General features: G+C 56.8%; 14 protein-coding genes. 12 read left to right on the top strand and 2 right to left on the bottom strand.

Going from position 1 to position 19,005, the window contains the following annotated elements; all coding sequences use genetic code 11:
• The first annotated feature begins 28 nt into the window (after positions 1–28).
• Together LAO21_21395 and LAO21_21390 are read left to right on the top strand one after the other, a co-directional pair.
• A complete protein-coding gene (locus LAO21_21395) occupies positions 29–4,435 on the top strand; it encodes a S53 family peptidase (GenBank protein ID MBZ5555276.1) in 4,407 nt (1,468 codons plus the stop codon).
• A 119-nt stretch (positions 4,436–4,554) separates the two neighbouring features.
• Positions 4,555–6,066, top strand: a complete 1,512-nt coding sequence (locus LAO21_21390) for a M20/M25/M40 family metallo-hydrolase (protein MBZ5555275.1) — start codon at positions 4,555–4,557, stop codon at positions 6,064–6,066.
• Positions 6,067–6,116: 50 nt separating this feature from the next.
• Here LAO21_21390 and sthA read toward each other — a convergent pair whose 3' ends face one another.
• Positions 6,117–7,505: a Si-specific NAD(P)(+) transhydrogenase gene (gene sthA / locus LAO21_21385; protein MBZ5555274.1), complete on the bottom strand. Its 1,389-nt coding sequence runs from the start codon at positions 7,503–7,505 to the stop codon at positions 6,117–6,119.
• 442 nt (positions 7,506–7,947) lie between these two features.
• On the opposite strand from sthA, the gene LAO21_21380 reads away from it, so the two are divergent.
• From LAO21_21380 to LAO21_21350, 7 genes are all read left to right on the top strand, one after another.
• Positions 7,948–8,853, top strand: coding sequence for a flippase-like domain-containing protein (locus LAO21_21380; protein MBZ5555273.1), 906 nt, complete (start codon positions 7,948–7,950; stop codon positions 8,851–8,853).
• 13 nt (positions 8,854–8,866) lie between these two features.
• A complete protein-coding gene (locus LAO21_21375; GenBank protein MBZ5555272.1) occupies positions 8,867–9,289 on the top strand; it encodes an ATP-binding protein in 423 nt (140 codons plus the stop codon).
• A 24-nt stretch (positions 9,290–9,313) separates the two neighbouring features.
• Positions 9,314–9,646, top strand: coding sequence for an STAS domain-containing protein (locus tag LAO21_21370; GenBank protein MBZ5555271.1), 333 nt, complete (start codon positions 9,314–9,316; stop codon positions 9,644–9,646).
• 119 nt (positions 9,647–9,765) lie between these two features.
• The gene (locus tag LAO21_21365; protein ID MBZ5555270.1) at positions 9,766–10,566 is read left to right on the top strand and encodes an ABC transporter permease; all 801 of its coding nucleotides are present in this window, start codon (positions 9,766–9,768) and stop codon (positions 10,564–10,566) included.
• A 95-nt stretch (positions 10,567–10,661) separates the two neighbouring features.
• Positions 10,662–11,468, top strand: a complete 807-nt coding sequence (locus tag LAO21_21360; GenBank protein MBZ5555269.1) for an ABC transporter ATP-binding protein — start codon at positions 10,662–10,664, stop codon at positions 11,466–11,468.
• A 25-nt stretch (positions 11,469–11,493) separates the two neighbouring features.
• Positions 11,494–12,471 carry an MCE family protein gene (locus LAO21_21355; GenBank protein ID MBZ5555268.1) on the top strand — a complete coding sequence of 326 codons (978 nt, stop codon included), beginning with the start codon at positions 11,494–11,496 and terminating at the stop codon, positions 12,469–12,471.
• Between the two features lie 104 nt (positions 12,472–12,575).
• On the top strand, positions 12,576–13,178 hold the full coding sequence (locus tag LAO21_21350) for an ABC-type transport auxiliary lipoprotein family protein (GenBank protein MBZ5555267.1): 603 nt from the start codon (positions 12,576–12,578) through the stop codon (positions 13,176–13,178).
• A gap of 12 nt (positions 13,179–13,190) precedes the next feature.
• Here the strand turns inward: LAO21_21350 and LAO21_21345 are convergent, their stop codons facing one another.
• The gene (locus LAO21_21345) at positions 13,191–13,814 is read right to left on the bottom strand and encodes a DedA family protein (protein ID MBZ5555266.1); all 624 of its coding nucleotides are present in this window, start codon (positions 13,812–13,814) and stop codon (positions 13,191–13,193) included.
• A 270-nt stretch (positions 13,815–14,084) separates the two neighbouring features.
• Here LAO21_21345 and fusA point away from each other — a divergent pair, with 270 nt between their 5' ends.
• The 3 genes from fusA to LAO21_21330 all read left to right on the top strand — a co-directional run bounded on the left by fusA (position 14,085) and on the right by LAO21_21330 (position 18,767).
• Positions 14,085–16,193 (top strand): elongation factor G, encoded by a 2,109-nt coding sequence (fusA, locus tag LAO21_21340; GenBank protein ID MBZ5555265.1) that lies wholly within the window; start codon positions 14,085–14,087, stop codon positions 16,191–16,193.
• A 285-nt stretch (positions 16,194–16,478) separates the two neighbouring features.
• Positions 16,479–17,984, top strand: a complete 1,506-nt coding sequence (locus tag LAO21_21335) for a hypothetical protein (GenBank protein MBZ5555264.1) — start codon at positions 16,479–16,481, stop codon at positions 17,982–17,984.
• Positions 17,985–18,167: 183 nt separating this feature from the next.
• Complete coding sequence (locus LAO21_21330) at positions 18,168–18,767, top strand: transposase (protein MBZ5555263.1); 600 nt, start codon at positions 18,168–18,170, stop codon at positions 18,765–18,767.
• The last annotated feature ends 238 nt before the right edge of the window (positions 18,768–19,005 follow it).

Here is a 19,005-nt window from a genome sequence, read left to right as displayed (position 1 = left end):
GCGAACCTTGTGGCGGAGTCAATCGAGCATGAATTTGAAGCGCCTATTGATCCACTTCATCCTTTTATTCTGCTTCCTTTTTCCGGCAGTGTGTTATTCCGGGGAAGGGGGTCCGGTATTTTTGAAGCAGAGCCGCTTTGTCAGCAGGGCGGAACCCTCGCTGGAATTGAAATCAATGGTGTTGGCATTCCGAATACAGGACCTGTCCGGATTGCAGCAGCTCTTGGAAGAACAACAGAACCCTCGATCCCCGCGTTTTCATCAATGGCTTACCCCGGAGGAATTTGGAAAGCGCTTTGGAGCGCCGGAGGAGCAGTTTCAGGACGCCGTTCGATGGCTCGAACAGAATGGCCTGGGGGTGACGCAGGCCTATCCCAATCGGCTTTCGATCTACTTTGATGGAACGGTTCAACAAGTGGAGCGTGCCTTCAAGATTAACATGGGCACGTATGAATTCCAGGGCAAGCGGTTCTACAGCAATGATCTGGCTCCACGAATCGCAGAGCGGTTTCAAGATGCCCTTGCCGTATTTGGTCTCGACAATTTTCCTTCGGAAAAACCGCTTTACCGGAGTGGAACCCGAACCTCGATGGCTCCCGCGGACCTGCAAAGCGCCTACAACCTGCTTCCGCTTTATGGCAGCGGCATCGACGGGGCCGGGCAGAGTATTGCCATCATGGCACGCAGCGATTTCGACGTCAGTGATGTCCAGGCTTTTCGTAGTTTTTTTGGACTGCCTCCCAACGAACCGCAAAAGATCTTCGTCGTTCCGGGTCAGAATCCCGGGATGAACGATCCCGGCGAAGTGACCGAGGTATTGCTCGACACGGAGTGGTCAGGGGCCATCGCCCCGCGGGCGACGATTCAGGTTGTCATAGCGCCCAGCAGCTCCAGCATTAATCCTTCCTTAGATTACGTTGTCAACCAGCTTCCCTCCGCGCAGGTGGTGAACATCAGTTTTGGCGGCGGGGAAGGTTCGGTCTCCGATTTGACCTTGATTCAGAACGACCAGCGCTATATGCAAGCGGCTGCCCAGGGACAATCGGTTTTCGTGGCGTCCGGCGACGATGGGGTGCGGCAGTTCGCCACCGGTTCGGAGCTCAGCTCGGCTCCGGATGTGAATCGCCTGTGTTCATCGCCCCACGCGACCTGTGTCGGTGGGACCAATCTTTCTCCCGTCTTTGATGGAAATGGGAATGTCATGGAGTACGGTGAGGAAACAGCCTGGAGTGGGAGTGGCGGGGGGAAATCGAGATTTTATGCGAAGCCCGCTTACCAGTTCGGTCCGGGAATTCCCAACGACGGGATGCGGGATGTCCCCGACGTGGCCGCTATGGGGAATCCTGCTCAACAGGGAGTTTTTTGGTATCAGGATGGGATCCTGCGATGTTGTGTGGGGGGAACAAGCCTGAGCACACCCTTGTGGGCGGGTCTCTTCGGCCTGGTCAATCAAGCGGGTGTCATTTCCGGGGCAGGCCGTGGTGGCGTGGGTCTTGCGAACACACGAATCTATGAAATGGCCCGAGCTCAGCTGACGTCCGGGGGGCCACAGGCCTTCCACGACGTGACGAGCGGAGAGAACAGCGCCGGACCGTTGCCGGGCTATTCGGCCGATGTGGGATACGACCAGGTAACCGGGTGGGGCTCGTTTGACGGAGACCTTTTTGTCCGAAATTTCACCTCAAGCTTATCGGACACAGGACTAGTGACTCTGGTGTCGGGTGTGCAAACCTCTGCCGTTCTCTCTCCAAGTCCATCCAGCAGTTCCTGCACCCTCGCCCCTTCACAATTCACCCTCGAGGTTCCACCCGACACGCTTCAACTCATCGTCACCCTCTCGGGAAGTCAAAAGGTAAGCCTGTTTTTACGGCAGGGAAGTCCTGTGGCAAACGCGGCAGGGACGTTTGCCGCCGATTTCAAGGCTGAGACCACGCTTCCAAGTCAGACGATCTACGTCAATGAGCGGAGCAACCCTCCTCTGGTTTCTGGATCGTATTATGTTGCGGTCGCCAACTGCAGCGGTACGCAAGCCGCCTTTTCATTGAAGGCAACCCTCGTAGGCGCTTCGACCGCCCTGAAGACGGAGGAATTGCTGCTCGATGACGGGACAATGGAGAACAGTCTGTCCGGCACCGATTTGACCGTTGTCAATCGTTTGACCCCTCTCCGATATCCTTCCAAATTGAAAGCCATTCGAATTTTCATTCCCGCGGGGCAGATCTTCCAGGACTCTCTGCAGCAATCGATTCGACTGATTGCCTTCAACGACCCGGCCTCTTCAAACCGCCCGCCGAGCTCACCGGTTTATTTGGTCGACCAGTGGGTTCCCATCAACGGAAAGAATGGATATGTTGATTTTCCAATCTCCAGGGCTCCCGCCATCGCCTCGGGAGACTGGTACATCGGCTTTCAATATCCGGCATCCGGGGATGTCCCTGTGGCCCTGGATTCCGGTGGCCGCCAAAAACAGGGTGGGTTTCTATCGAGCGACAACGGAGCGACCTTTGAAGGGCCCCTGGTGCAGGGGGCGGGCCTCCCTGTGAACCTGATGATTCGCGGCGTGGTCGAGAATGGCCCGCCTATCCTGGACACCGCGACTGCGACTTTTCAGCCTGATTCCGCAAACGGCGTAATCCAGCTGGAGTTCTCCGGCCGGGATGGCCAGGGCGATGTGGTCGGATTGACCGAGTCCCGCCTCACCTCCCAGCAAGAAGTACTGGGCACAGGAAGCTTTGACATCAGTACGAGGGTCGGCAATAGGACATCCTTTGTCTCAGAGGTGGTCTTCACGGGTTCAAACCGTCTTGCGGATACCCGCGAGATCCAGATTCAGCTTTTGGATCAGACGGGGTTAAGCAGCGATGTTCTGCTCGTTCCCGTAATTTCCAATTTGACAAACACCGAAATGAATTTGGACCTTCAGGCGGCGGGGGCCGTTGCCTACTCGTTGTCGGGCCACGGAGAAGCTGCCCGTGCGGGGTACGCCACCATGGCGGCAAACGGCGGAGGACACGCTTATGGAACGGGGGTCTTCGCATTGACGCGGAACGGGGTTGTGGCCAGTGAGGTTGGAGTGCCTGCCACCCAACCCACGACCGCGGCCCGAATGTTTGTTGATTTTAGAACTAATCTCCATGGCGGACCCGGCCTGATCGATCCCTCCACAATCGATGTCAACACCGGGCTGGCTATCGTCAATCCGAACAACGTGCCTGCCGATGTCAGGTTCACCTTGAGCGGGATGGACGGGTCACCGTTGGCCCTTGGGTTTGGCACCATTCCTGCGAACGGCCACGTGGCAAGATTTATTAATCAACTGGGTGAGGTTGCGCGCGGATTCGCGCTTCCTTCCGATTTTCCTGCCGCCATTCAATTTGCCTCCCTCGAAATCCGAAGCAGCCAGCCGCTTGGGGTTCTGGCGTTGAGGCTGACCAACAATCGGCGTGGAGACACGTTGATCACGAGCACCCCGCTCGCAGATCTCAATCTGCCCCCGGTGGCCAATCCCCTGTACTTTCCCCACGTCGTGAACGGAGGAGGGTACAAGACCACGCTTATTCTGATGAATACATCCGCAACGGTGGAGACGGGGGAGCTTCGAATTTTTGGCGACGATGGGTCTCCACTGGAGGTTCGGTCGGCGAACGGCCCGGCAGGGTCTTCTTTCGCCTACGCGATACCTTCCGGCGGACTTTACCTATTTGAGACCGACGGCGCGCCGGCATGGGTCAGTTCCGGGTCGGTGCAGGTGATCCCCGACCGTTTGCGCTCGACTCCCATGGGGGCCGGCCTCTTTGGTTTTGCGCAAGACGGGATTATTGTAACCGAATCCGGTATTCCGGCAGCGACTCTGACCACGCATGCGCGTATTTTTGTGGATCGCTCGGTTGGTCACGACACGGGACTGGCCGTCGCGAACCCGAGCGGAAATCCCATTCAACTGAAGCTGAATGCGTTCGAGCGTAACGGCGTGAGCTGGGTAGGGAAGGGCTCGCTCGAGCTCCGCCCCGCCGGTCATCAATCGAGGTTTGTCGGGGAACTGCTCGCCGGAGGTCTGCCAGACAATTTTACAGGAATCGTCGATATTTCATCAGGAACACCTTTCGCGGCGTTGACGTTGAGAACGCTCAACAATTCGAGGGGAGAATTCCTGCTCACCACTTTTCCGGTGGGAGACGCCCTCCAATCTCCTCCCTCATCGCTGATCTTTCCGCAGATTGTGGATGGGGCGGGGTATCAGACCCAGTTCATTCTTCTCAATTCAGGTCCGTTGGCGAATATCCGTTTGAACCTCTTCGCTGATGATGGCACCGCCGTGCTTCTTTCGAAGGCCCCACAAAGCGAGTTCTGGAATCTCGATGAGCTGGTCTTTTCAGGAGCTTTGGAACCCGAGTCACCGTCGGTCAGAAAGAGCTGTTCCGGAACTGCCCCCTAAAAGTACAGATTGAATCCCGCAAGTTTTCCTGTTCTAATTCTTCTCCTCTTTTCCAAGACATATCAAAAGGTGTCCGGTTGCGTAGCCGGGAATAGAACAATCCGTGATTCGGAGGTGACATGAACAAGAGACATTTCGTGAAGACCGCGATTCTGGTCCTTTCTATGGCTTGGGTCTCAACGGGCTTTCTTCAACCGGCGCGATCGGCACCGGCCCCCAATGCATCCCCGGTGGATAAACTCATCGCGCAGGCGCTGGGGCCGTCTCCGCTGGCCGAGACACTGCGTGTGCTTTGTGATGAAATTGGCGGTCGTCCGACGGGAACGCCCGCCATGACCCGCGCGGTGTCCTGGGGCGTCGAGAACTTTCGCCGGGCCGGGGTGGATGAAGTCCACGCGGAAAAGTTCACCATCCCTCAGTCCTGGGCGGAGGGAGCGACCCAGGTGGAGGTCACCTCGCCGGTTGCATTTGAGGTGAAAGCGGTTTCCGTGGCCTGGGCGCCTCCCACCCCCGGCAGTGGAATTGAAGCGAGAGTGGTCGACGCGGGAGAGGGCACGCCGGCGGAATTTTTGAAGGTGGAGAGCGCTGCCAAAGGGTCGATCGTTCTGATCCATTCCAAGCCGATGACGACCCTCGACGACCTGTTCTACGAATACGTCAGGGACCCGGGAATCGTCGATGAGGCCGTGCGGGTGGGCGCCGCCGCTCTGGTGTTCACCTCGACACGCCCGCGCGACCTGCTCTACCGGCACACCAATTCACAATTTGGCCGCATGGATCGATTGCCCATGGCCATTCTGGCGCGGGAAGACGCCCTCCGCGTGGCGCGCCTGATCGAATCAGGCCGCGTCGTGAGAATGAAGATTTCGCTCCCGAACCGGGTGGGGGGGGCCTTCGAATCTGAAAATGTAGTGGCGGAGATCCGGGGCAGCGAAATCCCAGACGAGGTCGTTATCCTGGGCGCCCATTTGGATTCGTGGGAACTGGGAACCGGGGCTTTAGACAACGGATGCAACGCGGCGATGGTGATCGACGTGGCGCGTGCCATTCTCGATGCCGGGATACGGCCGCGCCGCACGGTGCGATTTATCCTTTTCAGCGGGGAGGAACAGGGACTGCTGGGTTCCAAGGCATACGTCCGGATGCATCGGAATGAATTGGATCAAATCGTGGCTGTGACGATCTTCGATGAGGGGGTGGGGCGCGTCTCCGGTTACTCGTTGGGCGGGAGGAAAGATACCGAACCGGCCCTGGTAGAGGTCCTGAAGCCTCTCCGCGATTGGGAGTCCAACACCCATACCCCCGATGCCTTCATCGGAACGGACAATTTTGATTTCCTTCTGGAAGGGATCCCCACTTTGGTCGCCAACCAGGACCCGGCCGATTATCTGCCCAATTATCACGCCTCCTCCGACACCTTCGACAAGGTCGATGTGCGCGAGCTCAAAGTACAGGAGGCCTACGCCGCCGTGACGGTGTACGGCATCGCTGAGAGGGCGGAGCGAATCGGCAGGCGGCAATCCCGGACGCAGGTGGAGGCGCTCATGACGGAGACGCAGTTAGACCAGCAAATGAAGTCCTTCGGCTTGTGGCCGGAGTGGGAGAGCGGGCAGAGGGGAAGGCAGAAGTAGCCGTCCTCGAGGACGGTCCACGCGGGCGGACTGGCCGATGGAACCCGGATTTATCTTGCCAACAGCTTGTTCATTCCCGAAAGGGCAGCCACTTTGTAGCATTCGGCGAGGGTGGGATAGTTGAACACATTGTTGATAAAGTAGTCGATCGTTCCATCGTAAGTGAGCACGGCCTGCCCGATGTGAATCAATTCCGCGGCGCCTTCCCCGAGGATATGAACTCCAAGCAGCTTCCTGGATTCACAATGGAACAGGAGCTTCAGAATGCCGGTCTCATCCCCGATAATCTGCCCTCGTGCAATCTCGCGATAGCGGGCGATCCCGACTTCATAGGGGATTCCAGCGGCAGTGAGCTGTTCCTCGTTCTGTCCGACAAAAGAGATCTCCGGGATCGTGTAAATGCCATAGGGAAAGAGATGCGGCATCGATGAGCAGGGGAGATGGAACGCATGGCAGGAAGCCAGTCGACCCTGCTCCATGGAGGCAGAGGCCAAACTGGGGAACCCGATCACATCCCCCACCGCATAGATGTTGGGGGCCGGGGTCTGGTAGCTCTCGTTCACGAGGATCCTTCCCCGATCATCCGGGAGAAACCCCGCCTTCTCGAGATGGAGATCCGACGTATTGCCCAGGCGACCGACCGCATAGAGAACGACGTCGGAATAGATCTCCTTCTTGCTTTTGAGGTGAACGACCACGCGTCCGGAGGCGGCCATGTCGACGCTTTCCATTTCCTCCCCGAGCCGCAGGGTGACGCCGATCTCCCGCATGTGATAGGTCAGTTCATTGACGATTTGCTCATCCACGAATTCCAGCATGCGGGGACGAAGATCCAGCAGGGTGATGGCGACTCCCAGGGTCGCCATCATGCAGGCGTATTCAATCCCCACCACCCCGGCTCCAATGATGGTCATGGTCTTGGGAATCGCCGGCAGTCTGGGGAGCATGTCGCTGTCGAGGATGGTGGTCCCATCGACGGGCACCACTGAAGAGTGTGCCGGAACGGTCCCCGTCGCAATAATGATGAACTCGGTTTCGAAATCGTCGGCGAGCCGGGCGCCCTCCACGTGGAGATGATGGAGATCCAGGAAGGAGGCGTGTCCGCTGAGCACATCAACCCCATTGCGCGCCAACTGAGCGTTACAGACCTCGCTCTCGGTCTTGATCACATGATTGACGCGGAAGACAAGATCTTCCATCGTGATATCTTTCTTGACCGCATAGCTGATCCCGTAGAGTCCCCGCTGTCGAAACCCCGATAGATAGAGAACCGCCTCTCGCAGGGTCTTGCTGGGAATCGTCCCCGTGTGGACGGACACGCCCCCCATCAGCTCTCTTTTCTCGACGAGGGCCACTCGCTTGCCGATTTTGGCGGCTTGAATCGCCGCATGGTGACCCGCCGGGCCGCTCCCAATCACAATGAGGTCATAGGTCTTCATGCGCTCTTCTCCACGCACAGCTCGTGCTGAGGGGACCTGCAAGTTTTGCGTGACGCAGTGATCGTGATGAAACGGCAAGATTATATCCCAGCTTCAGTCGGGAGGACTCAATATCGTAGTAACGACTTCAGTCGTTACTCCTCTAAAACGGGTGGCCATCATCAGACGCTCTGGAACGGCGGACGGCGAAGGAAGAGAAACGCTCTTTCGGGATTTCGGTTTTATTCAGCCCGGTTTTTTGTTACATTACCGCCGTCCTTTGACACACCTCAGGCATACAATACGAGGGCCTATTCATTGGAGAGTGGTACTCTGCAATACTTGAATCGCATCAGGTCGGCAGCTCAATCCTATTCGGTGCAGGCGGTTGACGCATCGTGAATCAGGGCGGCACATCGGCGGGCTTCCGGCGGTGTGGAGCACAATTCGGTTCACGGAGTTCATGACCAAATTTAAAATTGCCGTTTCAGCGATCCTCCTCGCCTTTCTGCTCTGGAAGATTCATCCGAGGCAGATCCTTCATACGCTGCGGGAGGCAAATTTCGACGGGCTGATCATCGCGGTGGGGCTCGGGGTGTTGATGCTTTCGCTGCGGTGGTGGAAGTGGCACATCCTGGTGAAGGGCGGGTTGCAGATCTGCAGCCCGAAGCAATCGTTGGTGAGTCTGCTCGGGGGCATGGCCTTCGCGCTGGTGACGCCGGCCCGGGTGGGGGAATTGAGCCGTGCCCTGTTCTTCGGAAAGGGGACCAAGACGCAAGTGGGTGCCCTGACCTTCCTCGACCGGTTGGTGGATCTCCTGGTGATCCTGTTGTTTGCTTCTGTGGGCGCCACTTCCCGGGTCAGCCCCGTCTTCCGAATTGGGCTGGCGTTGACGTTGGGAGTCATGGCGCTTATCGTCATTCGTTTTGAATCGTTCCTGGGAATGCTCCGCCGTCGCTTCAAGAACGGTTGGCTGGGGGCGCGAATTTCCAACGTTGAGGAAGTGGAGAAAAACCTCGGCCCTCGGGCGATCGCACAGAATTTCGTGCTCAGCTGCTGTATGACCTTCGTCGATCTGGTGACTTTTTACGTTTTGCTCCGGTGCTTTGTCGCTGTTCCTTTTTCCGTGATCCTGTTTGTGTTCCCGCTGGTTCTGCTGACCAATGTCGCCCCTGTCACGCTCAGCGGCCTGGGGCTGCGTGAGGGAACGGCGATCGCCCTGTTGGCCCTGTTCGGGGTTTCTTCGGCCGCCGCCTTCAACGCCACGTTTCTTTCGTACCTTCTGAATTCCGTCGCCCCAGCCGTGGTGGGGGCGGTCTATGCCAAGAACATGAAGCTCAGTTTTTCGTTGAGTGGGAATTCGAATTGACTCGGGTCCCCGGATGATCGAAATCAAAATTTCCTCCGATCCAAAGTTTCTGACCATCGTGCGCGCCATGGTCGGAAAGGTGTGCGAGTTGGTGGAATGCTCCCGGGAAGAGGAGAACCAGATTATTCTGGCGGTGGATGAGGCGTGCTCCAATATCATGAAACACACTTACCATGGGGACCTCGGCCAATCGATCGAGATCCGGTGCGAAAGCGCCCACGATAAGATTGAGTTTGTCCTCCAGGATTGCGGTCCGCCCATCGATGCGGGAAAGATCAAGCCGCGTCCCCTGGAGGAGTTGCGCCCGGGCGGATTGGGCACTCATTTCATTCGGACGATCATGGATGAGGTGGCCTACAAGCACGTGGAGGGTTGCGGAAATATCCTGAGGATGGTGAAGTACCTTCACAGGAAACGGACGAGCGAATCACCCTGAAGATTCGCGGAGAAGGCTGCGGCTATGGAAGTGAGAACTCGCAAGGTGGGAGTGGCATCGGTGATCGACTTGAAGGGTCAGATCGACCTTTCCTCTTCCTCGAAAATGCGCACGGCGGTGTTGGAGGCCATCAAGGCCAAGGATGCGTCGCGCGTGGCGGTCAATCTAACCGAAGTAAGTTACATCGACAGTTCAGGCATCGCGACGCTGGTTGAAGGGCTGCAACTGGCCCGCTCCAAGAACTGCCATTTTGTGATTTTTGGACTCCAACAGGCTCCCCGGGAAGTGCTTGAACTGGCCCGACTGGACAAGGTCTTCGAAATCCATTTGGACGAGAGGGAAGCCCTCGACGGTTAGAGGGGTATTCATTTGGAGGTCAGCGGGGGGCACGCGGCAAAGGGGGAGACTTCGCGCGGTCCGGCGTCGGGTCCGAGGTTTTGAGGAGGCGATTTCCCCTCCGAATCGATAAGAGGCCTATGTTTTCACTTCCCATGTTGGTCGGCCGGCAATCCATCGCCTTTGTCAGATACCTGGGCGGCCTGGCGGAGATGTTTTCCAAGGCCACGTACTGGACATTCGTGGCTCCGTTCCGCGGCAAGGGGGTCCGGTGGGGCGCGGCCATCCGGCAAATGGTGGTGGTGGGTTTCCAGGCCGTTCCTATTGTTTGCTTGATCTCGGCTTTTATTGGCATCATCATCGCGCTGCAGGGGGCGTATGAACTGCGCAAGTTTGGGGCCCTGAACTATGTTGTCGACATGGTGGCCATCACCGTGACGCGCGAGTTGGCCCCCCTCTTGACCGCTATCATTGTAATCGGACGGTCCGGCTCGGCCTTTGCCGCGGAGATCGGCACCATGGAGGTGGGGGAGGAAGTCGATGCGCTTGAGACGATGGGGCTGAATCCCATCCGGTTTCTCGTCGTTCCAAAATACCTCGCGATGCTGGTGATGATGCCCTGTCTGACCGTGGTGGCCGACACCGCCGGGGTCCTCGGCGGCGCCTTCTTCGCCATAACCAATCTTGACTCCAGTTTGAGCGGTTACCTGCTGGCCACGGTGGACGCGCTGGTGCTCCGCGACATCGTGACCGGCCTCGTCAAGAGCCTGGTGTTCGCGGTCATTATCACAAAGATCGGATGTTATGAGGGTTTCTCAGTGCGGGGTGGGGCGGAAGGCGTCGGCCGGTCGACGACTTCGGCCGTTGTGAAATCTATCTTCAGCGTGATTGCCGCCGACATGATTTTCACCGCTATTTTCTATTTCACGAATGGAGGTTGATCCCCCGAACACGATGTTCGACTGGAAAAGCAATTGGACCCTGAGGGCACGGGTTCTCAATTTCCTTTCGCGGGGAGCCGCCGTTATTACTTCTCATGGCAGAAACGACTGAAAATCATGTCTCTATTCTGATTCGGAACCTGTCCAGCACCCTCGGGGGGCGGGAGGTTCTGAAAGAGATCAATCTCGAAGTTCGTCGCGGCGAGACCCTGGTCATCCTGGGCGGGAGCGGGTCGGGCAAGTCCACGCTGCTCCGCCACATCGTCGGTCTGGAGGAGCCCACGGCGGGAGAGGTTTTCATTTTTGGCAAGAATATTAATCGCATTTCAGAGGACGCGTTCAATGAAATACGAAAGAAAATCGGGATGGCTTTCCAGAGTTCGGCTCTGCTGAATTCACTGAGCGTGGGTGAAAACGTCGCCCTTCCGTTGCGCGAGCACACCGACCTTGAGGATTCGACCATTCAGATCATGACCCGGATCAAGCTGGAACAGGTCGGCCTTTCCGGGTTTGAATCCTTCGCTCCTTCCCAGTTGAGTGGTGGCATGAAGAAACGGGCGGGAATTGCGAGGGCCCTCGCGATGGACCCTGAAATTCTCCTGTTCGATGAGCCGTCGGCGGGGCTGGACCCGATCATCGCAGCGGGGATCGATGACCTGATCCTCAAACTCAAACATGCCTTCCATATGACCATCGTGGTCGTCACCCACGAACTGACGAGCGCCTTCCTGATTGCCGACCGCATTGTGGTCCTTGACCGGGGATCGATCCTTGCCGAGGGGACGCCGGACGAGCTGCGCCACAGCACCCTTCCACGCGTTCGACAGTTCCTGGAGCGCCAGCCGGACCACGAAGAGCAGGATGCAGAAAAATATTTAAAGAGCCTGACGGAAGAGGCGTGACCCCCCGGGGAATGAGGGATAGATCATGGCAAAAAGATCCGATGAAGTGAAGGTGGGGATTTTGGTGATGGCGGCGGGCGCCATTCTGATCGTGACGATCTCGATGATGGTCCATTACAATCCCTTCCGCCCCAACAGCGAACAATACAGGACCTATTTCAAGTTTGCCGGAGGACTTGAAAGCGACAGCATCGTCCGCTTTGGCGGGATCAAGGTCGGAAAGGTTGCCAGTGTGCATATCGCGCCCCAGGATCCTTCCCTCATCGAAGTGGAGTTGCGGTTGCGGCAAGGGGTTCCCCTGAAGAACGACAGCGTCGCGCGGCTGGCCTCGCTCAATGCGCTGGGGGAGAATTACATAGAAATCAGCCCCGGAAACAAGACCTCGCCCTCACTCAAGCCGGGCGACGTCGTCCGCTCGGAGGAAACCCCGGAGTTCAGCGCGTTGCTCACGAAATTCAACGGCCTTTCAGACAATGCCGAGAAGCTGATCAATGACCTGGACAAAAACATCAACCAGATTTCATCGCGGGCCGATTTGTTGTTGTCAAATTTGAATGAAGTAACCAATGAAAGGAACCGGAGGAATTTTTCGGAAGCTCTGGAAAGAACCAATTCCTTGATCGGTCAGAATTCGCCACGGATTGATGCCATCACCTCCAACCTTCAGTCCACCTCCAAGAAAATGGATCCTTTGATGGAGGACATCAGAAAGGCCACCTCCAAGCTGGATGCCCTGGTGGGTCATCTCGACGGCACCGTGGTGGAGGATCGACCCCAGATCAGGAAGGACCTTGCTGAACTGGAAACGACGTTGCTCCAGGCCCGAAAATTAATGGAGGAAATCGACTCCACGCTGGCGTCCAACCGCAGCGACATCGATACTATGATTGAGAATTTTCGGCGCAGTTCGGAGAACCTCTCGGAGTTCACCGGAACGATCAAACAGCGTCCGTTCAGCCTGATTCGAGTGAAACCCATGCCGGACCGGAAAGTGCCCAAGTGACGCCGGGGGAAGAATCTTCACGCCGGAAGGACGTTGCCAGCGCCCCTCCGGAGAGAATTCGGAAGTCGACATATCCCAGGTTATTCGGGGCAGGAGTGATAGGGATGAACAAAAAGCTAGCGATAGGGCTCGTCCTGTTGGTACTCGCAATGTCGGGGGGCTGTGGAATCCCCAAGACCCACTACTACATTGTGGAATCTCCGCATGTCCATTCCAATGGCGGGGCGGTGATCTCCAAGGCCATCATGGTTGACCGCTTCCGCGCCAACCGGGTGCTCCAGGAAGACCGCATCCTCTACCGCGAGAATGAGAACGAAGTGAATTACTACGAATACGAGCGGTGGACCAGCCCGCCGGTCGATCTGGTGACGAATTATTTTGTTCACCATTTGAAAGATTCCGCTGCCTATGCCAACGTCAGCGGCACCCGGGATATCGAGAGGGCCGACTACAGACTGCGAGGTCGAGTCCGACGGTTCGAAGAGGTGGATCGGGGCAAGCAGGTCTCAGCCGAAGTGGCCCTGGAAGTCGAGCTGGTGGACGCCAAGACCGGCCAGGGCCTCTGGCGCGGGGAAGAGGAGTGCTCTCGCCCCATGACGGTCCGCACCGTGGCGGCTGTCGTCCAGGGGATTCAACAGTGCCTGGATGAAACCGCGAACAAACTCCTGAACTCGATGCAGGACAGGATTCAAAAGAGGGGAGAGTGAGCGGGAGACCTCTCAGAAGGTCGGTGCTTTTCGCCGCCGGAGGCGATGTCGCACATAAAGGAAGCCCGCGAGAACGATGAGAACCGCCAGAACAATCAGGTCGACCTGCTTAATGATCTTCAAGAGGACGGGCCATTGACTCCCAAAGAAATATCCCACCAACGAGATGGCGGTGGCCCACAGGACGGCGCCGGTAAAATTGAAGAGCAGGAACCTCGACCAGGGCAGATGGAGTATCCCCGCAAAGGGTCCGGCCACGACGCGAAGTCCGGTAATGAAGCGCGCAAAGAAGACCGTCCAGGCTCCATAGCGATGGAAAACGCGCTCGGCTTGCTCAATGTGATGTTTCCGAATGAAGAAGTGTCTCGCATGCCGGTGGAGGAAGGGGCGGCCCCCGCGGCGGCCGACCCAGTAACCGAAGTTGTCGCCCAGGGTAGCGCCACAAATGGCCACGATGATGATCCATTCGATCTTCAGGTCCACTGCTCCACTATGGGCGGCCAGAAAACTGGCCACCAGCAGAACCGATTCCCCTGGAACCGGGAGCCCCGCATTTTCGAGCATCACGCCGAAGAAGACCGTCCAGTACCCGTACAGGACAAAAAGGTGGACTATTTTTTGAAAGGTTTCCTGCATGGGACTGGCGGATTCCTGAATACGGTATGCAGGCGCGTTGAGCGATGAGCCCGCTGAAGCGCCCTGATTGTACCGATTTGTTCGGAAAAAACAATCACTCAATCCACGTTGCGAAAGCCCTGGAGCTGAGTGAACCGCTGACCCATTTCGGTTGAATCGTTTCGAATTCCTATGGTAGGATGCTGGTTTTTCACTCGCTCAAGAATGCTTGATCTCACCATCATCTCTCAAAATCGTTCTCAAATCTACCTGTCCTGAAAGGAGTTACGCGTGAAGGTCTACGAGGGGGGAAACATTCGCAATCTCTGTTTTGTGGGACATGGAAGTTCAGGCAAGACCTCGATTGTCTCCGGCTTGTTATTCACTTCAGGAATGGTCAATCGGCTGGGCCGCGTCGACGACGGGACCACGGTCACGGACTATGACGAAGAGGAGATTGAGCGAAAGATTACCATCGGCTCTTCACTCGCTTACGCGGAATGGAACAAAACGAAGATCAACTTCATCGACACACCGGGATATGGGTTCTTTATCAACGACACTCGGGCGGCTTTGCGTGTGGCCGATGGGGCGGCCGTGGTGGTTGATGCCGTGGCCGGGGTGGAGGTGCAGACCGAAAAGGTCTGGTCGTTTGCGGATGAATTCAACCTCCCCCGCCTGATCATCATGAACAAACTCGATCGGGAGCGCGCCAGTTTTGAGCGCTCCCTGGAATCAATCCGTCAGAACTTCGGCCGGGCCTCTGTCGCCCTTCAACTTCCCATCGGGGTGGAAAAGGCGTTTCGTGGGATCATCGATCTCGTCAGTATGAAGGCCTACCTTTATGACACGTCCGGCAGCGGCAAGGCGACGGAGAGTCCCATCCCGGCAGAATTGCAGGAAGCGGCACAGAAGGCCCATGAGGCCCTGGTAGAACAGGTTGCCGAGGGGAATGATGCCTTGATGGAGGAGTTTTTTGAAAAAGGAACGCTGCCCGTGGAGGATCTCGAGAAGGGCCTGATGCAGGCCATCCTGGAGCGCCGCATCGTGCCGGTCCTGTGTGCTTCGGGCCATTACAACATCGGCGCTCAGAATCTTCTCGATGCGATTGTCAATTACATGCCCGCAGCCAATGCGCGGCCCGTGGCGGGATATGAATCAGCTCAATGGGAAGAGGAGATCACCCGCAAGGGGGCGGAAGACGAGCCACTTTCCATGTTTGTTTTCAAGACGGTGGCCGACCCGTTTGCAGGCCGGGTCACGTATTTTCGGGTGTACTCGGGCATCTTAAAGAACGATGCCACAGTCCAGAACTTCACCCGCGGGTCCTCCGAGAAGATGGCCCACATTGGCGTGCTCCAGGGAAAGAACACGACCGCGGTTCCCGAGTTGAAGGCCGGGGATATTGGGGCAGTGGCCAAGCTGAAAGACACTTTGACCGGAGACTCGTTGGGTGACAAGGCGCATCCGACCTATTACCGCCCGGTCAAATTTCCTGAGCCTGCCATCGCATTCGCGATTGAACCGAAATCGCGTCAGGACGAAGACCGCATCGGCACCGCCATCCACAAGATCCTGGAGGAAGATCTCGCCCTCCGGTTCAGCCGTGATCCTCAGACCCATGAATTGCTTCTTTCCGGCACGGGTCAGCAGCACATCGAGATTATCGTCTCCCGGCTGAAGCGGCGTTATCAGGTGGAAGTCAAGTTGAAAACTCCCAAGGTGCCCTACCGCGAGACCGTCGTCGGGAAGGCGGATGCGCAGGGCCGTCACAAAAAGCAGACCGGAGGCCACGGACAATATGGGGACTGCAAAATCAAGATGGAACCGCTCCCCCGGGGCCAGGGCTTCGAGTTTGTGAATGAGATCTTCGGGGGATCCATTCCCCGCAATTTCATCCCGGCGGTTGAGAAGGGGATCATCGACGCGGCCTCACGTGGCTTTCTGGCCGGCTATCCAGTCGTGGATTTCAGGACCATCCTGTATGACGGTTCCTATCATGACGTCGATTCGTCGGAACTGGCCTTTAAGATCGCCGGCTCACTGGCGTTCAAAAAGGCTATGGAACAGGCCAAGCCGGTCCTGCTTGAACCCATCATGAATGTGGAGATCATCGCCCCCGAGCAATACGCGGGGGATCTGATGGGGGACCTCAATTCACGCCGCGGACGTATCCAGGGCATGGATTCCCGTGCGGGCAATCAGATCATAAAGGCCCAGGTTCCCATGGCTGAGATGTTGACCTACGCGCCCGTTCTCACTTCTGCAACACAGGGCCGGGGCACCTACGCGATGGAATTCTCACACTACGATATTGTCCCGAGTCAGATTTCACAGAAGATCATAGAGACTGCAAAGGCCGCAAGAGCAGGAAAAGAGGAGGAAGAGGAAGAAACCTAATCCCGGTTTCCTCTCCATTGAAAATGCTGCAAAAGCGTGCATGATTCAACGTCAGGGCGTCCGCCGCGGTGGATGCCCCGACCGCGAAGATTTCATGATTACCTCTTGTTCCAAGGCTTGCGATGCGACATGGCGTCTTTGCGATAGGTCGGATTCAGCGCGTGAGGTATAAACGCTGATTCGTCGATGGGGAGAATTTTCCTCTTTGATGAAGAGGCGCTTCGCGCTATCATGAATGTGTAAAGACGTTCGTAAACCCACCCCCGACCCCCTCTGGTTCCTCTAATGAACAAACTACTTGAGCTCAAGGATCAGCTCGAGTTGTTCCTGTTGTCGCATCCCCGAACGATCATTTGTGACCCCCGCGCCGGCATGCTCAAGCTTGAGGGTTCGCATTTTTGCTTTGAGATTCAATTTGGAAAGCTCCTCGTCACATTTTGGAACTCCGACCAGTCCATCACGCGGCGAATCATAAGCCTGGACGGGTGCGAAAAGGACCGCCTGGTCCTTCAGGTCGCTTATGGCGGCACCCCTCCCTTTGATCTGGAGTTCGATGCCACCGTTTCTTCAGCGGTACTGGCGGAACGGAAAGCCTCGAGGCGGAGATTCCCGACTCAACTCCTTCAGATCTTCCATTCCTATTGTCCAGAAATCCGGATCGAAAAAACAATTTCAGCGAAGGATCTCAGCCGTTCTTTTTCCGAGCATTTTTGCCGTGGAATCGGGGTGGAGAGGAACGGTCGATGGGCGGTGTTCGGAGTCAATCCCGCGGAAGACCAATCAACGGTGGATGCATGCCTGAGCTTTGCCTTGATATGGATGAACCAATTGCGCTCGGATGGGGACCGACGACCTGTCGTGGGGCTCAAATTGCTGGTACCGGAAAAAGGGGGAGCCACGTTGGCCACTCGAGCGGCCTACCTCGAGAGCGGAGGGCTGCGGGTGGACCTGATGGAGTATGGAGAGGACGTGCGCACGGTGACGCGCGTCGATCTTGCCGACTATGGCAACGTGGAGACCAAGTTATCGCGGGTTGACCAGGTGCCGTTGCCTTTTGAGCAGATTCCTTTCGACGCCTTGCCGCCACCTATCCGTTCCAGACTGGATTCGGTGGAGATCGTTCATCGGCCCGCATCGAGGCTCTTTTCGATCCGTTTCCATGGCTTGGAATTTGCCCGGCTGGGTGAAGAGAGGCTGTCGCGGCTCAAATTTGGAGTGGGCTCGATGGAGCAGATCTATGAAAAGGAGTCCGAGGAAGAGCTCTCTTCCCTCATCAATGATCTGCAGGCGATTCGATGCCCGCGATCTCCTGCCCCCGGGCACCCGTACTACCGCCTCCAATCCGAGCGGTGGCTGGAGTCGATGGTGTTGTCCGACATTCGACAGGTTCATTTCGACCTTGACCCCGGCTTTGTGTATCCGCAGGTCCCGGCGTTTTCCGGACTGGACCGAGGCGTCATCGATATCTTGACCCTGACTCGCGAACGCCGACTGGCGGTGATCGAACTGAAGGTTGCGGAGGATATTAATTTACCCCTTCAGGCGCTGGATTATTGGACGAGGGTTAAGTGGCATCACGAACGGGGTGATTTCGAGCGGCAGGGATACTTCTCGGGGGTCAGAGTTGGGCCTCATCCGCCGGTCTTGTACCTCGTCGGTCCGGCCTTTCGTTTCCACTCCACCACGGAAGGGATACTCAATTATTTTCCCCCGGAAATCGAAGTCATCAAGGTGGGCCTCAACGAGAATTGGCGACAAGGAATCCAGGTGATGTATCGAAGAAGGGCTTGAATCGTAGTAACGACTTCAGTCGTTCCGAGTACACGCCATTGAAGTTGTAGTAACGACTTCAGTCGTTCCGAGTGGAGGCCATTGACGTCGTAGTAACGACTTCAGTCGTTACTGCGCACTTCATGTCAATTTCACGAACCCCCAGGCATTGGCAAATGAAACGGGGATGAGGTCCCCCCGATTATGCCCTATCGGTATCGCGAGATGACAATGTTTGAGAGGGAAGAAATCGTGCGTCAGCGTCGGGAGCGCGGTTACCCGCTTCACGCGCCTCCCCATCCATTCCGGATGGCCGGTGAGTATTTGATCACTGCGGCGAATTTCGAACATGTCCCAGTCATGGACACCCCTGAGCGCCTGACCGAATTTGAAGCGCGCTTGTTGGAGTCGATGGATAGGATCGGGGCTGATGTTCCGGGGTGGGTCATCCTGCCAAACCACTATCACATTCTCGTTGACGTTTCTTCGCTCGACCTTGTTTCTGCTGTCCTGCAGCAACTTCACGGCGGGACATCAAGACAGTGGAATCTAGAGGATGATCTGGTTGGTCAGCGGCGGGTCTGGTACAAGTTCGAGGACCGAATGATTCGGGATACAAGGCATTTTTACCGGGCTTTGAATTACATTCATTTCAATCCCGTAAAACATGGTTATGTTTCAGATCCCTTTGACTGGCCCTGGTCGAGTGTGGACATCTACAAGGAAGCTTATGGTCGGCACTGGTTGCGGGAGAATTGGATCGCTCATCCACCCCGCGATTTTGGTGAGGGTTGGGATGACTAACGTAGTAACGACTTCAGTCGTTTCTCGAAGTTGGGAGAACCCGTGAGTCGAGATGGAGGAAAGGTAACGACTGAAGTCGTTACTACGAGGGAGGAGGTGGCGATGAGGGGTGTAGTGGAGACTTCAGTCGTTCCTCGAAGTTGGGAGCACCCGTGAATCGGGATGGAAGAAAGGTAACGACTGAAGTCGTTACTACGAGGGAGGAGGTAGCGATGAGGGGTGTAGTGGAGACTTCAGT

The sequence above is a fragment of the Terriglobia bacterium genome (genome assembly GCA_020073085.1).
In the GTDB taxonomy this organism is placed as follows: domain Bacteria; phylum Acidobacteriota; class Terriglobia; order JAIQFV01; family JAIQFV01; genus JAIQFV01.
Note: the sequence above shows the minus strand (reverse complement) of the source record. Positions and strands in the feature narration are given on the sequence as shown.

Coding starts and splice junctions, on each gene's coding strand:
- LAO21_21395 (MBZ5555276.1), top strand. CDS start 29: ATGAATTTGAAGCGCCTATTGATCCACTTCATCCTTTTATTCTGCTTC.
- LAO21_21390 (MBZ5555275.1), top strand. CDS start 4,555: ATGAACAAGAGACATTTCGTGAAGACCGCGATTCTGGTCCTTTCTATG.
- sthA (MBZ5555274.1), bottom strand. CDS start 7,505: ATGAAGACCTATGACCTCATTGTGATTGGGAGCGGCCCGGCGGGTCAC.
- LAO21_21380 (MBZ5555273.1), top strand. CDS start 7,948: ATGACCAAATTTAAAATTGCCGTTTCAGCGATCCTCCTCGCCTTTCTG.
- LAO21_21375 (MBZ5555272.1), top strand. CDS start 8,867: ATGATCGAAATCAAAATTTCCTCCGATCCAAAGTTTCTGACCATCGTG.
- LAO21_21370 (MBZ5555271.1), top strand. CDS start 9,314: ATGGAAGTGAGAACTCGCAAGGTGGGAGTGGCATCGGTGATCGACTTG.
- LAO21_21365 (MBZ5555270.1), top strand. CDS start 9,766: ATGTTTTCACTTCCCATGTTGGTCGGCCGGCAATCCATCGCCTTTGTC.
- LAO21_21360 (MBZ5555269.1), top strand. CDS start 10,662: ATGGCAGAAACGACTGAAAATCATGTCTCTATTCTGATTCGGAACCTG.
- LAO21_21355 (MBZ5555268.1), top strand. CDS start 11,494: ATGGCAAAAAGATCCGATGAAGTGAAGGTGGGGATTTTGGTGATGGCG.
- LAO21_21350 (MBZ5555267.1), top strand. CDS start 12,576: ATGAACAAAAAGCTAGCGATAGGGCTCGTCCTGTTGGTACTCGCAATG.
- LAO21_21345 (MBZ5555266.1), bottom strand. CDS start 13,814: ATGCAGGAAACCTTTCAAAAAATAGTCCACCTTTTTGTCCTGTACGGG.
- LAO21_21335 (MBZ5555264.1), top strand. CDS start 16,479: ATGAACAAACTACTTGAGCTCAAGGATCAGCTCGAGTTGTTCCTGTTG.
- LAO21_21330 (MBZ5555263.1), top strand. CDS start 18,168: ATGCCCTATCGGTATCGCGAGATGACAATGTTTGAGAGGGAAGAAATC.